This is a genomic window from Leclercia adecarboxylata (assembly GCF_006171285.1).
In the GTDB taxonomy this organism is placed as follows: Bacteria; Pseudomonadota; Gammaproteobacteria; order Enterobacterales; family Enterobacteriaceae; genus Enterobacter; species Enterobacter barmai.
On sequence record NZ_CP040889.1, the window covers coordinates 1013045 to 1027073 of the forward strand.

Genomic DNA, 14029 nt, shown 5'->3' on the forward strand with positions numbered 1-14029 from the left:
GATTATCGAGTGTTTTGTACTGAGCCCTGGTTGCGTTTAGACGCATCCGGCACCAGACGATAGAAGGTTTCGCCCGGCTTAGTCATGCTGAGTTCGTTGCGCGCGCGCTCTTCAATGGCTTCCTGGCCGCCATTGAGATCGTCAATTTCCGCAAACAGTTGATCGTTTCGCGCTTTAAGTTTGCCGTTTGTAGCCTGCTGCGCCGTCACGTCATCGCTGACGCGACTGTAATCGTGAAGGCCGTTCTTACCGAACCACAGCGAATACTGAAGCCAGACCAGCAGAGCCAGCAACAGCAGCGTAAGTTTACCCATCCTGCCCCCTGAAAAACGGCATCATCATCCCATAACTTTCCCCACGACTCTACATCGGGGCTACAGAGATGCCGCAACATTGCGGGCAAATGTACCACATTTTTTTTGCAGATTCGCGCAAGCCAACAATGTCACATAGTTGGTTACGGTTTGAATTATGGATGAACTTATCCCATGAGCCACAAAAATAACAGTCCGACCATTGCCACCACCGTCATCACGGTGCAAAGCGAGCTGTAGAGCAGCTTGCCGTTAAGCAGAGAGTGCAGCGCGATCCCCACCACAACGGCAACGGGCATCAGTGCAAGGAAGAAAGGCCAGGTATAAAGGAAGAAAAACAGCGTGTTGCTGCCGTAAAACAGGAAAGGGATCCCCAGTGCCATCAGCCATGACGCAAAGCCGACAAACGCCCCAGGAAAAGACCAGGTCGTCTCGTCATTTGCCGATACTGTGTCCGACCCGGTGATGATGTAGTTTTCGCTGTTCCGCATAGCTGATCCTGTGACCGTGACATATTGACGGGAGTTATTCGCTCCCCTCAATACCATCTCAGGATCTGATAATATCGCCCTGCCGGAGCAGGTCTAATAATTGGCCTACTAAATTTGTTACCAATTGTTGACCTTCAAGGTGGATATCCGGGGTTTCCGGCGCTTCGTAGACCGCATCGATGCCGGTGAAATTCTTCAGCTCGCCGGCGCGGGCCTTTTTGTAGAGTCCCTTCGGATCGCGCTGTTCGCAGATTTCCAGCGGGGTATCAACAAACACCTCAATGAAGCGGCTGTTACCCACCCGCTCACGCACCATCTGCCGCTCGGCGCGATGCGGTGAGATAAAGGCGGTTAACACCACCAGCCCGGCATCGGCCATCAGGCTGGCCACTTCGCCCACCCGACGGATGTTCTCTTTGCGATCCGTATCGCTAAAGCCGAGATCGCTGCACAGCCCGTGGCGCACGTTGTCGCCATCCAGCAGATAGGTGCTGACGCCAAGTTTGTGCAGCGCCTCTTCCAGCGCGCCCGCGACGGTGGACTTACCTGAACCCGAGAGCCCGGTAAACCACAGCACAACCCCACGATGACCGTGGAGTTGTTCGCGTTCGGCCACCGTGACCGGATGAGGATGCCAGACGACGTTCTCATCATGCTGCGCCATTACTTGCCTCCCAGCAGATCGCGCGCGCCCCAATGCGGGAAGTGTTTGCGTACCAGCGCGTTCAGCTCCAGCTCAAAGGCGCTGAATTCCGACGGCACCGCGCTCGCCTGCGATTTAGGCTCGCGCACCATTCCTGCGCCAACGGTGACGTTGGTCAGACGGTCGATAATGATTAAGCCCCCGGTCACCGGGTTCTGCTGATACCGATCCAGCACCAGCGGTTCGTCGAAGGTGAAATCCACCAGCCCGATGCCGTTCAGCGGCAGTTCAGTGACGCTGTGCTGTGCCAGGTTGTTGATGTCGACCTGGTACTGAACGCCGTCCACGCGGGCGCGGGTTTTCTTGCCGGCAATCTTGATGTCGTAGCTCTGGCCCGGGCTCAGCGGCTGTTCAGCCATCCACACCACATCCACAGAGGCGCTTTGCACCGCAGGCAGCGTCTCCTGCGCATCTACCAGCAAGTCGCCGCGACTGATATCAATTTCGTCTTTCAGCACCAGCGTTACCGCTTCCCCTGCCCCGGCTTCCTGCAGATCGCCGTCAAAGGTAACGATACGGGTAATCGCTGATTCCACGCCGGATGGCAGGACTTTCACGCGCTGGCCGACCTGCACGTTGCCGGAGGCAATAGTGCCGGAGAAGCCACGGAAATCGAGGTTCGGGCGGTTCACGTACTGCACCGGGAAGCGCATCGGCTGCGTTTCCACGCTGCGCTGGATCTCAACGGTCTCCAGCACTTCCAGCAGCGTCGGTCCGCTGTACCACGGCATGCTGACGCTCTGGGACGCCACGTTATCCCCTTCCAGCGCCGACAGCGGCACAAAGCGGATGTCGAGGTTGCCCGGCAGCTGCTCGGCAAAGGTGAGGTAGCTTTCGCGGATCTCGTTAAACTTCTCTTCGCTGAAGTTGACCAGATCCATCTTGTTGACCGCCACCACCAGGTGTTTGATCCCCAGCAGCGTGGAGATAAAGCTGTGGCGACGGGTCTGATCCAGCACCCCTTTACGGGCGTCGATCAGCAGGATCGCCAGGTCGCAGGTGGATGCGCCGGTCGCCATATTGCGGGTGTACTGCTCATGCCCCGGGGTGTCGGCGATAATAAATTTACGCTTCTCGGTGGAGAAATAGCGATAGGCCACGTCGATGGTGATGCCCTGCTCGCGCTCCGCCTGCAGGCCATCCACCAGCAGGGCCAGATCGAGTTTCTCGCCCTGGGTGCCGTGACGCTTGCTGTCGTTGTGCAGTGATGAGAGCTGATCTTCATAGATCTGACGGGTATCGTGCAGCAGACGGCCAATCAGGGTGCTTTTCCCGTCGTCCACGCTGCCGCAGGTCAGGAAACGCAGCAAACTTTTGTGCTGCTGGGCGTGCAGGTAGGCTTCGACGCCGCCTTCATTGGCAATCTGTTGAGCAATAGTGGTATTCATGGCGGCTCCTTAGAAATAACCCTGACGTTTCTTCAGCTCCATCGAGCCTGCCTGGTCGCGGTCAATCACGCGCCCCTGTCGCTCGCTGGTGGTTGAGACCAGCATCTCTTCAATGATCGAAGGCAGCGTCTGCGCGTCAGACTCCACCGCGCCGGTCAGCGGCCAGCAGCCGAGGGTACGGAAACGCACCATCCGCTTTTTGATCACTTCGCCAGGCTGCAGATCGATACGATCGTCATCCACCATCATCAGCATGCCGTCGCGCTCCAGCACCGGGCGTTCAGCCGCCAGATACAGAGGAACGATCTCGATATTTTCCAGATAGATGTACTGCCAGATATCCAGCTCGGTCCAGTTGGAGAGCGGGAACACGCGAATGCTTTCGCCTTTGTTAATCTGGCCGTTGTAATTGTGCCACAGCTCAGGACGCTGGTTTTTTGGATCCCAGCGATGGAAGCGATCGCGGAAGGAGTAGATACGCTCCTTGGCGCGGGATTTCTCTTCATCGCGGCGGGCGCCGCCGAACGCGGCATCAAAGCCGTATTTGTTCAGCGCCTGCTTCAGCCCTTCGGTTTTCATGATATCGGTGTGTTTACCGCTGCCGTGCACGAACGGGTTAATGCCCATCGCCACCCCTTCCGGGTTTTTATGCACCAGCAGTTCGCAGCCGTACGCTTTGGCGGTGCGGTCACGGAACTCATACATCTCGCGGAATTTCCAGCCGGTATCCACATGCAGCAGCGGGAACGGCAGCGTGCCCGGGTAAAACGCTTTACGCGCCAGGTGCAGCATCACGCTGGAGTCTTTCCCGATGGAGTACATCATTACCGGATTAGCAAACTCAGCGGCCACTTCGCGGATAATATGAATACTTTCCGCTTCCAGTTGCCGCAGGTGCGTCAGTCGTTTTTGATCCATAACCGTTCCTTAAGCCAAATTTACGACCGAAGAGCCAAACCCTTCGGTGTCGGTAGTGTTTTGAAACCAGGCGAGCGTGCTGTGCAGCTGCACCACTTCCCCCACCACAATCAGGGCGGGCATCGGGGCGTCTTTCGCGAGGCTTGCAAGGTGTTGTAGTGTTCCGGTGGTCACGTTCTGATCGACACGCGTGCCGCGGGATATCACCGCCACAGGCGTAGTCGCATCGCGCCCGTGGCGAATCAGTTGTTCGCTAATTTCCGCCGCTTTCATGGTGCCCATGTAGATGGCGAGGGTCTGACGGCTTTGCGCCAGATGCGTCCAGTCAAACGGGGTGCTGTCGGCCTTGTAGTGGCCGGTGACAAAAGTGACGCTCTGGGCGTAATCGCGGTGCGTGAGCGGAATACCGGCATAGGCCGTGACCGCCGAGGCTGCGGTGATCCCCGGTACCACCTGGAAAGGTACACCCGCTTCGGCTGCCGCCTGCAGCTCTTCGCCGCCGCGACCGAAGATAAAGGGATCACCCCCTTTCAGGCGCACCACGGTTTTGCCCTCTCTGGCCGCCGCAATCAGCATCTGGTTGGTGTCGTGCTGGGGAACAGCGTGTCCGCCCGCGCGTTTGCCTACGCAGATCTGCTCAGCGTCGCGACGAATCAACTCGCGCACGCCGTCGCTCACCAGATGGTCATAGAACACCACGTCCGCATCCTGCAACACCTGCAAACCGCGCAGGGTCAGGAGGCCAGCATCACCCGGCCCCGCTCCGACGAGGATGATCTCCCCACTGGTGCTGCCCGGGTTATCCAGCTCGTCTTCGAGAATTTGCTGCGCCGCCGTCTCATTACCGGCCTGCATCAGGCTGGCAAAGCGCCCGCGAAACACGCGCTCCCAGAAGCGACGGCGTTCCGTCACGCTGGTCAGGCGGGTTTTCAGGTGGTTGCGCCAGTAGCTGGCCTTCTCGGCCATCCGGCCCAGGCTTGTCGGCAGCAGCGCTTCGATTTTTTCCCGCAGTACGCGGGCCAGCACCGGAGCAGTGCCGCCAGAGGAGATGGCCACCAGCAGCGGCGAGCGGTCCACAATAGACGGAAAGATAAAGGAGCAAAGCGGCTGGTCGTCCACCACGTTCACCAGACGGTGACGGGCATGGGCAGCATCCGAGACGCGCTGGTTGAGAGCCCGGTTATCAGTGGCGGCAATGACCAGCACCACATTGTCGATTTGCGACTCAGCAAAATCCGCTTCGGCGACAACTTGCACGCGCGCGCCAGCCCGGTGTAAAAAGGCAATTTTGCGCTCAGCGATTTCGCCGGTGCCGACAACCAGCACCGGGCGGTCTTTTACGGCAGCGAATAAAGGAAGGTAATCCACAATGCTACAACTCGCTAACAACCAGGAATAGTGGGACTATAGGGGGCGGCTACGAGCGAATGAAATTACGAATTGGAATGAGTAGTTACTCAATGGAATAACGCCCTGGAAAAGCTCATATCAAAAAGTGCTTAACGCGCGTGATTCCGGGCATTTAAGAGCAAATCAAATTGTGTAAGCGCAGTCACAGTTTCATACTAAGCGCGTTAAAATTTTGCGTTATTTTTTTAAGGACTCACTATGTTTTCCGCAATGCGCCACCGATACGTTGCCCTGGCGCTCGGCGTTTGCTTAATCGGAACGGTTCAGGCTAAGACGCCGCCTCTGGGCGAAGTTGCCGCGACGCAGGCGCGTCATATTGCCACCTTTTTCCCGGGTCGGATGACCGGCACCCCCGCTGAAATGCTCTCCGCTGACTATGTGCGCCAGCAGTTCGCCGGTATGGGCTACCAGAGCGATATCCGCACCTTTCAGAGCCGCTACATCTATACCTCCCGTAATCTGAGCAAGAACTGGCACAACGTGACCGGCAGCACCGTGATTGCTGCCCACGAAGGTAAAGCCGCCCAGCAGATTATTATTCTGGCGCATCTCGATACTTACGCCCCGATGAGCGACAGCGATGCCGACAACAACCTCGGCGGCCTGACCTTACAGGGTATTGATGACAACGCCGCTGGCGTCGGGGTGATGCTGGAGCTGGCCGACCAGCTGAAAGATATTCCCACTCAGTACAGCATCCGCTTTATCGCCACCAGCGGCGAAGAAGAGGGGCGGCTGGGCGCCGAGAATGTCCTCAAACGCATGAGCGCGGCAGAGAAGAAAAACACCCTGCTGGTGATCAACCTCGATAACTTAATCGTGGGGGATAAGCTCTATTTCAACAGCGGCAAAACCACGCCCGGGCCGGTGCGTAAGTTAACCCGCGACCGGGCACTGGCCATTGCCCGCGCCCACGGCATCTATGCTGCCACCAACCCGGGCGGCAACGCCGCGTATCCGAAAGGAACCGGCTGCTGCAATGATGGCGAGGTGTTCGACAAAGCCGGGATCCCGGTGCTGTATGTCGAAGCGACCAACTGGTCCCTGGGCAAAAAGGATGGTTATCAGCAGCGGGCAAAATCGAAGGCGTTTCCGGAAGGAACCAGCTGGCATGACGTCAGGCTGGATAATCTGCAACACATTGACGAGGCACTGCCGAAGCGGATTGAACACCGTAGCCGGGATGTGGTGCGGGTGATGCTGCCGCTGGTGAAGGAGCTGGCGAAGGCGGGGAAAGTGTAGCGCCGTGAGTTCCCCTCACCCCGGCCCTCTCCCCAAAGGGGCGAGGGAGAAAAGACGGCACCGAACGATCCCCTCTCCCCTTTGGGGAGAGGGTTAGGGTGAGGGGCAATAAATCACCCTTCGTGCAATCCGCACTCGCGCTTGAGGCCAAAGAAGCGGGTCTCTTCTTCTGCCATACCCGGCTCCCATTTACGGGTGGTATGGGTATCGCCCACCGACAGATAGCCCTGATCCCACAGCGGGTGATACTTCAGGCCGTGCTGCTGCAGGTACTGGTAAACGGTACGGTTGTCCCAGTCGATAATCGGCAGCACTTTGAACACGCCACGCTGGATCGCCAGCACCGGCAGTGACGCCCGGCTACCGGACTGATCCCGGCGCAAACCGGCAAACCAGGTTTTGGCGTTGAGTTCAGAAAGCGCCCGGTTCATCGGCTCGACTTTGTTGATGGCATTATATTTCTCAATGCCCTCAACGCCCTGCTCCCACAGCTTACCGTAGCGCGCTTCCTGCCAGGCCGGGCTCTGCTCTGCGCGATAGATCTTCAGGTTCAGCTTGAGCTTGTCCGTCAGCTCATCAATAAACTGGTAGGTTTCCGGGAACAGGTAGCCGGTATCGGTGAGGATCACCGGAATGTCCGGGCGGATCTTATTCACCAGGTGCAGGCTGACCGCCGCCTGAATACCAAAGCTCGACGAGAGCACGTGTTCACCCGGCAGGTTTTCCAGAGCCCAGGCGACGCGCCCTTCGGCGTCCAGCTTCTCCAGCTGCGCGTTGGTTTCGGCCAGCGCCAGAATGCGTTCGACTTTTGGCAGATCGTTAAGGGCGTTTAGATCGAGTACGGACATAGGAACCTCATTTGTCTGTTTTGCCGGGCGGCACTGCGTTTGCCCGGCCTACAAAACCCGTGCGGTATTACTCCCAGAAATCCCGGGCGGGATCGAGCACCGGGCGAATGATGCCCGCACGCACCGTAAAGTCGCCGAAGCCTTCACCCGCTTCGCGCTCTTTCGCCCAGCGCCCGACTAACTCATCAATCGAGTTGAGAATTTCAGGTTCCGTGATGTTCTCGCGATACATACGTGGAATACGCGTTCCGCTGCGGTTACCCCCCAGGTGCAGGTTGTAACGACCCGGCGCTTTACCCACCAGACCCAGCTCGGCGAGCATCGCGCGGCCACAGCCGTTCGGGCAGCCGGTGACGCGCATCACGATATGCTCATCCGGAATGCCGTGTTTTTCCAGAATCGCTTCCACTTTGTCAGTAAATGACGGCAGGAAACGTTCCGCTTCGGCCATCGCCAGCGGACAGGTCGGGAACGACACGCAGGCCATGGAGTTTTCACGCTGCGGCTTCACCGCGTCCATCAGGGCATGATCCCGCGCCAGCTTCTCGATCTTCGCCTTCTGGCTTTCCGGCACGCCGGCAATAATCAGGTTCTGGTTGGCGGTGATACGGAATTCACCTTTGTGGATCTTCGCGATCTCCAGCAGGCCGGTTTTCAGCGGACGGCCCGGATAATCCAGGATACGGCCGTTTTCAATAAACAGCGTCAGGTGCCATTTATTGTCGATACCTTTAACCCAGCCGATGCGATCCCCGCGACCGGTGAATTCGTACGGACGGATCGGCTCAAGCTTAATGCCCGCGCGACGCTCCACTTCGGCTTTGAAGGTCTCAACGCCCACGCGCTCGAGGGTGTATTTGGTCTTGGCGTTTTTACGATCGGTACGGTTACCCCAGTCGCGCTGGGTGGTGACGACCGCTTCCGCCACCGCCAGAGTGTGCTCTAGCGGCAGATAGCCAAACTCGCTCGCGGTACGGGCGTAGGTGTTCTTGTTACCGTGCTCAATAGAGAGACCGCCGCCCACCAGCAGGTTAAAGCCCACCAGCTTGCCGTTCTCGGCAATCGCCACAAAGTTCATGTCGTTGGCGTGCAGATCGATATCGTTCTGCGGCGGGATGACCACCGTCGTTTTGAACTTACGCGGCAGGTAGGTCTGGCCGAGGATCGGCTCTTCGTCCGTGGTCGCGACCTTCTCCTGGTCGAGCCAGATCTCAGCATAGGCGCGGGTACGCGGCAGCAGATGCTCGGAGATCTTCTTCGCCCACTCGTACGCTTCAGCGTGCAGCTCGGACTCGTACGGGTTAGAGGTGCAGAGCACGTTACGGTTCATGTCGTTGGCGGTTGCCAGCGCGTCCAGCCCGACGGAGTGCAGCATCTGGTGTACCGGCTTCACGTTCTTCTTCAGGATGCCGTGAAACTGGAAGGTCTGACGGTTGGTCAGACGGATGCTGCCGTAGATAGTGTTGTCATGGGCGAACTTGTCGATCGCCTGCCACTGTTTGGTGGTGATGATCCCACCCGGCAGACGGCAGCGCAGCAGCATCGCATGACGCGGCTCCAGCTTCTGTTCAGCACGCTCGGCGCGAATATCGCGATCGTCCTGCTGGTACATACCGTGGAAACGGATCAGCAGGAAGTTGTCGCCTTTAAAACCGCCGGTCAGACCGTCATTTAAATCTTCGGCAATGGTGCCGCGCAGGTAGTTACTCTCAACCTTCATGCGCTCGGCATCAGACAGTTTGCCTTCGACCACCAGAGGGCCAGGATGTTTTTCGCTCATTAGTAGACATCTCGCTGATAACGGCGCTCGACGCGCAGCTCACTTAAATATTCATCCGCCGATTCAGTATCCATGCCACCGAATTCAGCAATCACTTCCAGCAAAGCCTGCTCAACGTCTTTCGCCATGCGATTGGCGTCGCCGCAGACATAAATGTGGGCACCGTCATTGATCCAGCGCCACAGCTCTGCGCCCTGTTCGCGCAGTTTGTCTTGTACGTAGATTTTTTCTTTTTGATCGCGGGACCAGGCCAGATCGATACGGCTCAGCACGCCCTCTTTAACGTAGCGCTGCCACTCCACCTGATAGAGGAAATCTTCGGTGAAGTGCGGGTTGCCGAAGAACAGCCAGTTTTTGCCCGGCGCTTCGTCGGCAGCACGCTGCTGCATAAAGGCGCGGAACGGCGCGATGCCGGTGCCCGGACCAATCATAATGACCGGGGTTTCCGGGTTGGCAGGCAGACGGAAGTTGTCGTTGTGCTCGATAAAGACCCGCACCTCGCCCTCTTCTTCCACGCGATCCGCCAGGAAGCTCGATGCGCCGCCGGCACGGGCACGACCTTCGATGTCGTAACGCACCACGCCTACGGTGACGTGAACTTCGCTTTCCACCTCGGCCTGCGCGGAGGCGATAGAGTACAGACGCGGCGTCAGCGGACGCAGCAGGCTGGTTAACGCCTCAGCATCCAGCTGGGCTGGCGAGAAACGAACCATATCGACGATGGGCGTCGTGGCTGCGTAGTGTTGCAGTTTGGCTTTGTCGCCCACCAGCGGCAGCAGGGATTCGCTGCGGGTCAGGGTGGCGTAATTCTCCACGATGTTCGCGGTGTTCACGGTCAGCTCGAAATGCCACTGCAGCGCTTCAGAGAGCGGCAGCGTTTTGCCGTCCAGGGTGACCTGCTCGTCGCCTTTCAGCCACAGCAGTTCAACCAGCTCTTTCACCAGGGCCGGATCGTTCTGGTACCAGACGCCCAGGGCATCGCCCGGCTGGTAGCGCAGGCCGGAGTCGCCCAGATCGATTTCGATGTGGCGCACGTCTTTTTCAGAATCACGACCGGTGATTTTCTGGTTCACCGACAGGCTCGCCGTCAGCGGGGCTTCTTTGGTGTACGGGCTGGTGTGAATGTCGTTGACCACGCCAGTGGCAGTGGCTGCCGCCTGGGCTGGCGTCTCGGTCGGGACGCGGGCTTTCAGCACATCGACAATACGTGCGCGCCATTCGGCCGCCGCGGTCTGGTATTCAACGTCGGTATCAACGCGATCCAGCAGGCGTTCAGCGCCCAGTTCGGCCAGCTTGTTGTCAAAATCTTTGCCCGACTGGCAGAAGAATTCGTAGGAGGAGTCGCCCAGGCCGAAGACCGCAAACGCGGTGCCCGCTAGTTTTGGCGCCTTTTTCGAGAACAGGAACTTATGCAGCGCAACCGCTTCTTCAGGCGGCTCACCTTCGCCCTGGGTAGAGGTCACAACGACAACCAGTTTTTCTGACGCGATTTGCTTAAATTTATAATCCCCGGCGTTCACCAGGTTCACGTTCAGTTTGGCTGCGAGCAGATCGTCACGCAGGGCTTCAGCCACGCGGCGGGCATTGCCGGTTTGCGAGGCGGAGATAAGCGTAATCGCCGGGATCTCAACGGCCGCAGCCGGTGCACTCGCCACAGCCCCCGGCTGTTGATTGAGCATTCCCCAGAAATAACCGGATACCCAGGCAAGCTGGGTGGGCGAGAAATCAGTGGTGGCCGCCTGCAGGCGTGCCAGTTGCTCCGGGTTCAGGGGAAGCAAATTTGAAGGTGGGGCCTGTGTTGTCATGCGTCGTTATGTTCCAGTAGCAAAGCTGAATTTTTATCTGAAAGACAGAACAGAGTGTAAGGTTAACGGCGCGGATCATAACAATTAAAGAAGGGATGGAAATAATAAATAACCAAATGGACTAACCTCTTTTAGTTATTGTTCTTAACGATAAAACTGATTAATTATCCGATTGAAAAATATAGAGAAAAAGAGTGGTTATACTGGCTACCCGGTGCCCTCCCTATAATGACCGTTTTAGTTAATGATAAAAAATGTACTTTCCGGTACTCTACGCCGGTTTTTTCCGCATTTTTGAGAGTCCACGATGTCCACCACGCTGTTTAAAGATTTTATGTTCGAAGCCGCCCACCATCTGCCTCACGTCCCGGAAGGGCATAAATGTGGTCGCCTGCATGGGCACTCCTTTATGGTGCGTCTGGAGATCACGGGTGAAGTCGATCCGCATACCGGCTGGATTATGGATTTCTCCGAACTGAAAGCGGCGTTCAAACCGACCTATGACCGCCTCGATCACTACTATCTGAATGATATTCCAGGGCTGGAAAATCCGACCAGCGAAGTGCTGGCGAAGTGGATCTGGAATGAGATGAAACCGCTGGTGCCGCTGCTGAGCGCGGTGATGATCAAAGAGACCTGCACCGCCGGCTGCATCTATCGCGGCGAGTGATCCCCCTCATGAGGAAGCAACGGCGCGAGCTCAAAGAGCATAAGCGCGTTGCTTTCCAGCGATTCCGCTATCTGCCAGCCTTCATGAAGCCGTTCATCATGCATTGACAGCATTGGACGCGCTTTATGCTCAACCCAGCGCCACATCTCTTCGTCCGGCCCCCTTTCACTGCGCACGCCTTCAATTAAGGGGTACAGCGCGCCGTTGTGCTGATCAAACAGGTGGCACTTAATCCGCCATCTGCCGCTTAATCCCTTCAACTGGACATGGTACTGCTGGCGAAAACGCTGAATAAAAGCCTCTTCGCTGGAGAGCAGCGGGTTAAATACCACCGTATTGCACAGTAACAGCTGATATCCGTTGTGGTGGCGCAACAGCAGAAGGTTCTTTTCGTTTACCAGCATTTCACCGCGCAGGCGTCGCCACAGCCAGAGCACCCAGTAGATGGGGCGAGGCAGGCCGTGGTTGTACTGCAGGGCAAGGCTCGACGTATCGATGGTGTTGTTGGCCCGCGCTTCGCCCTGTAAGCCTGAATTAAGCCAGAACCCCGCCAGCCAGACCTGCTCCGAAAGCCCGAGCAGGTTTTGCATCAGCAGTGCCCCGCGGAAAAACCCGCCGTTGGTCGTCCGGGTATTCCCGGTGAGGGTGTTCCACGACAGCAGCCATAGCGGAAGAGAGATCTTGCGCTGGCGAAGCGAGGTCAGGATCTGCCGGATCTTCTGTACCGGATAATTTTCTGAGGAGGAGAGATGGGCCGGATCCAGCTGCGCCAGATCGAGAAGCTCGTTGGCATCGGCCGGACAGGCCAAAAAATCGGCCTGCGTAAGAAGAGTGGAGTTCAGCAGCGCCTCGTCATTTTGCGCACCATGGCCGGGGGAAAAGCGGTGCCAGATGCCGAACGTCGCCTGCGGCAGATACTCGCGAAGCGTCGCCCGCTGGGCCTGCCAGACCTGTGACCGCGTCTCCTCGCTCGCCTGCGTCGACCAGTGCATCACAAACTGCCAGCTGCCGGTGATATCGGGTGAAAAGTGATTAACCGACTGCTGTAAAAAGCGTGCAAGCAAATCAGTGCGGGTGGTCAGGCCGGTATGCAGCAGCACCGCCCACTGTTTTTGCCCAAGCCAGGTGAAGACCTGATGAAGGTTGTACCAGCAGGCATACCCCGCCATCTGCGGATCGTCCCAGCCGCTGGCAAACAGGCGGCTGCTGAGAAAGGGTTCCGCGATATCGATCCCGTAAACGGGCATCGCCTCCCCGAGCTTTTCCAGCTCCCGACGCACGTCCTCACGCAACAGATCGTCCAGCTCACGCACCGTCACCACCATTCGGGTATGGCGCAGCGGCGCGGAAGGTTTGAGAAGGGGCAGATCGAGTACTCTCTCCTGCACCGGATGAGGGGTTAATGACGACGGCTCCCGGCCGCGCGTTTCGGGTTGATTCAGCAGGCTGAAAAGCCTGTCCACCGCCACCGGGTAGAGCTGCTCCCCGTTGCTCTGGCGTAAACGGGGCGTACCGGGGTGAGAACGTCGTTGTTTACGAAACTCTCCCGGGGCCATCTGGTAATGACGCCGGAACAGATCGCTCATCATGCGCGTACTGGCGAATCCCTGCTCCAGCGCAATCTGGTGCAGCGGTCGACTGGTCAGGCGAAGCGCATCGGCGGCCTTTTCCAGCCGCAGGGTCGTAATGTACTGCATAAAACTGACGCCCATCTCTTTACGAAAAAGACGGGAGAGCCAGGCTTCCGAGACAAATTCACTTTCGGCGATTTCTGCCAGGGTAATGCGTCGGGTGTAGCTGGCGTTGATGCGTTCCACCACCCGGGCGATACGTTTGCTTAAGCCCGGATGGTTTTCCCGCAGGATCAGGCGGGCGGGCTGCTGGAACCGGCTGGTCAACAGCAGCAGGATCTCGCTCAGCCAGCGGATTGCTTCCAGCCGGTAGCGATGCTGCTCGTTGATGAGGGTGCTTGCCAGCAGCTGGCGCAGGAGATGGCGTAGCTCATCACACTGGGGCCAGCCGCCCCCGGCGTCGGACGGAATGGCGTAATCGTGGGCGAAAAAGTCGCGGCAAAGCTGCTGGATCCAGCGTCCGGAAAGCACAACGCACATCGTCGTATTCCCGCTCTCGCTGGTGAGCTGCCAGCGTTGATTAGGGTTGACGATGGTCAGGCTATCCGCCTCCAGAGTCACCTGCCGCTGGTCGGTTTTCAGTTCCGCGCTGCCTTCCAGCAGCCACAGCAGGGTCAGTGCATCGTCCTCCTCCTGATGAAACTGACGAATGTCCTGCACCTTCACCGAAAATTCGCTACCCCGTTGCTCCATTTGCCCCTCCCGGGAAGACAAATAATGACGCGCTGTTTTTTGTCATAACAGAATTGTATGAAAAACAATCAGAAATAAAGCGTCGCTTCACAACAAAAAAGTGCATTTTCCGTCGCTGCGATCGGCATAAACTCGA

12 protein-coding genes are annotated in these 14029 nt (G+C 57.8%); 2 read left to right on the forward strand and 10 right to left on the reverse strand.

Annotation, left to right across the window (positions count from 1 at the left end):
- Nucleotides 1-2: 2 nt before the first annotated feature.
- The 6 genes from ftsB to cysG form a co-directional block, all read right to left on the reverse strand.
- Nucleotides 3-314 carry a cell division protein FtsB gene (ftsB, locus tag FHN83_RS06585; RefSeq protein WP_039029953.1) on the reverse strand — a complete coding sequence of 104 codons (312 nt, stop codon included), beginning with the start codon at nucleotides 312-314 and terminating at the stop codon, nucleotides 3-5.
- A gap of 167 nt (nucleotides 315-481) precedes the next feature.
- A complete protein-coding gene (locus FHN83_RS06590; protein WP_039029952.1) occupies nucleotides 482-805 on the reverse strand; it encodes a DUF3561 family protein in 324 nt (107 codons plus the stop codon).
- 58 nt (nucleotides 806-863) lie between these two features.
- Nucleotides 864-1469 carry an adenylyl-sulfate kinase gene (gene cysC, locus FHN83_RS06595; protein ID WP_138370558.1) on the reverse strand — a complete coding sequence of 202 codons (606 nt, stop codon included), beginning with the start codon at nucleotides 1467-1469 and terminating at the stop codon, nucleotides 864-866.
- Nucleotides 1469-2896, reverse strand: coding sequence for a sulfate adenylyltransferase subunit CysN (cysN, locus tag FHN83_RS06600; RefSeq protein WP_039029950.1), 1428 nt, complete (start codon nucleotides 2894-2896; stop codon nucleotides 1469-1471). Before cysN ends, cysC begins: the two co-directional genes overlap by 1 nt.
- Before the next feature lie 9 nt (nucleotides 2897-2905).
- Nucleotides 2906-3814 carry a sulfate adenylyltransferase subunit CysD gene (gene cysD / locus FHN83_RS06605; protein WP_039029949.1) on the reverse strand — a complete coding sequence of 303 codons (909 nt, stop codon included), beginning with the start codon at nucleotides 3812-3814 and terminating at the stop codon, nucleotides 2906-2908.
- A gap of 9 nt (nucleotides 3815-3823) precedes the next feature.
- Nucleotides 3824-5182 (reverse strand): siroheme synthase CysG, encoded by a 1359-nt coding sequence (gene cysG, locus FHN83_RS06610; protein WP_039029948.1) that lies wholly within the window; start codon nucleotides 5180-5182, stop codon nucleotides 3824-3826.
- Between the two features lie 240 nt (nucleotides 5183-5422).
- Between cysG and FHN83_RS06615 the strand changes: the two genes are divergently transcribed.
- Nucleotides 5423-6466: an aminopeptidase gene (locus tag FHN83_RS06615; RefSeq protein WP_039029947.1), complete on the forward strand. Its 1044-nt coding sequence runs from the start codon at nucleotides 5423-5425 to the stop codon at nucleotides 6464-6466.
- Nucleotides 6467-6579: 113 nt separating this feature from the next.
- Here the strand turns inward: FHN83_RS06615 and cysH are convergent, their stop codons facing one another.
- The 3 genes from cysH to cysJ form a co-directional block, all read right to left on the reverse strand.
- Nucleotides 6580-7314, reverse strand: a complete 735-nt coding sequence (gene cysH / locus FHN83_RS06620) for a phosphoadenosine phosphosulfate reductase (protein WP_139563522.1) — start codon at nucleotides 7312-7314, stop codon at nucleotides 6580-6582.
- 67 nt (nucleotides 7315-7381) lie between these two features.
- Nucleotides 7382-9094 (reverse strand): assimilatory sulfite reductase (NADPH) hemoprotein subunit, encoded by a 1713-nt coding sequence (gene cysI / locus FHN83_RS06625; protein WP_139563523.1) that lies wholly within the window; start codon nucleotides 9092-9094, stop codon nucleotides 7382-7384.
- Entirely contained in the window at nucleotides 9094-10899 is a 1806-nt protein-coding gene (gene cysJ, locus FHN83_RS06630; RefSeq protein WP_138370555.1) for an NADPH-dependent assimilatory sulfite reductase flavoprotein subunit, read from the reverse strand. Before cysJ ends, cysI begins: the two co-directional genes overlap by 1 nt.
- A 307-nt stretch (nucleotides 10900-11206) precedes the next feature.
- Here cysJ and queD point away from each other — a divergent pair, with 307 nt between their 5' ends.
- Nucleotides 11207-11569 carry a 6-carboxytetrahydropterin synthase QueD gene (queD, locus tag FHN83_RS06635; RefSeq protein ID WP_039029943.1) on the forward strand — a complete coding sequence of 121 codons (363 nt, stop codon included), beginning with the start codon at nucleotides 11207-11209 and terminating at the stop codon, nucleotides 11567-11569.
- Here queD and FHN83_RS06640 read toward each other — a convergent pair.
- The gene (locus FHN83_RS06640; protein WP_139563524.1) at nucleotides 11554-13893 is read right to left on the reverse strand and encodes a helix-turn-helix domain-containing protein; all 2340 of its coding nucleotides are present in this window, start codon (nucleotides 13891-13893) and stop codon (nucleotides 11554-11556) included. The genes queD and FHN83_RS06640 overlap by 16 nt on opposite strands.
- Nucleotides 13894-14029: the final 136 nt, after the last annotated feature.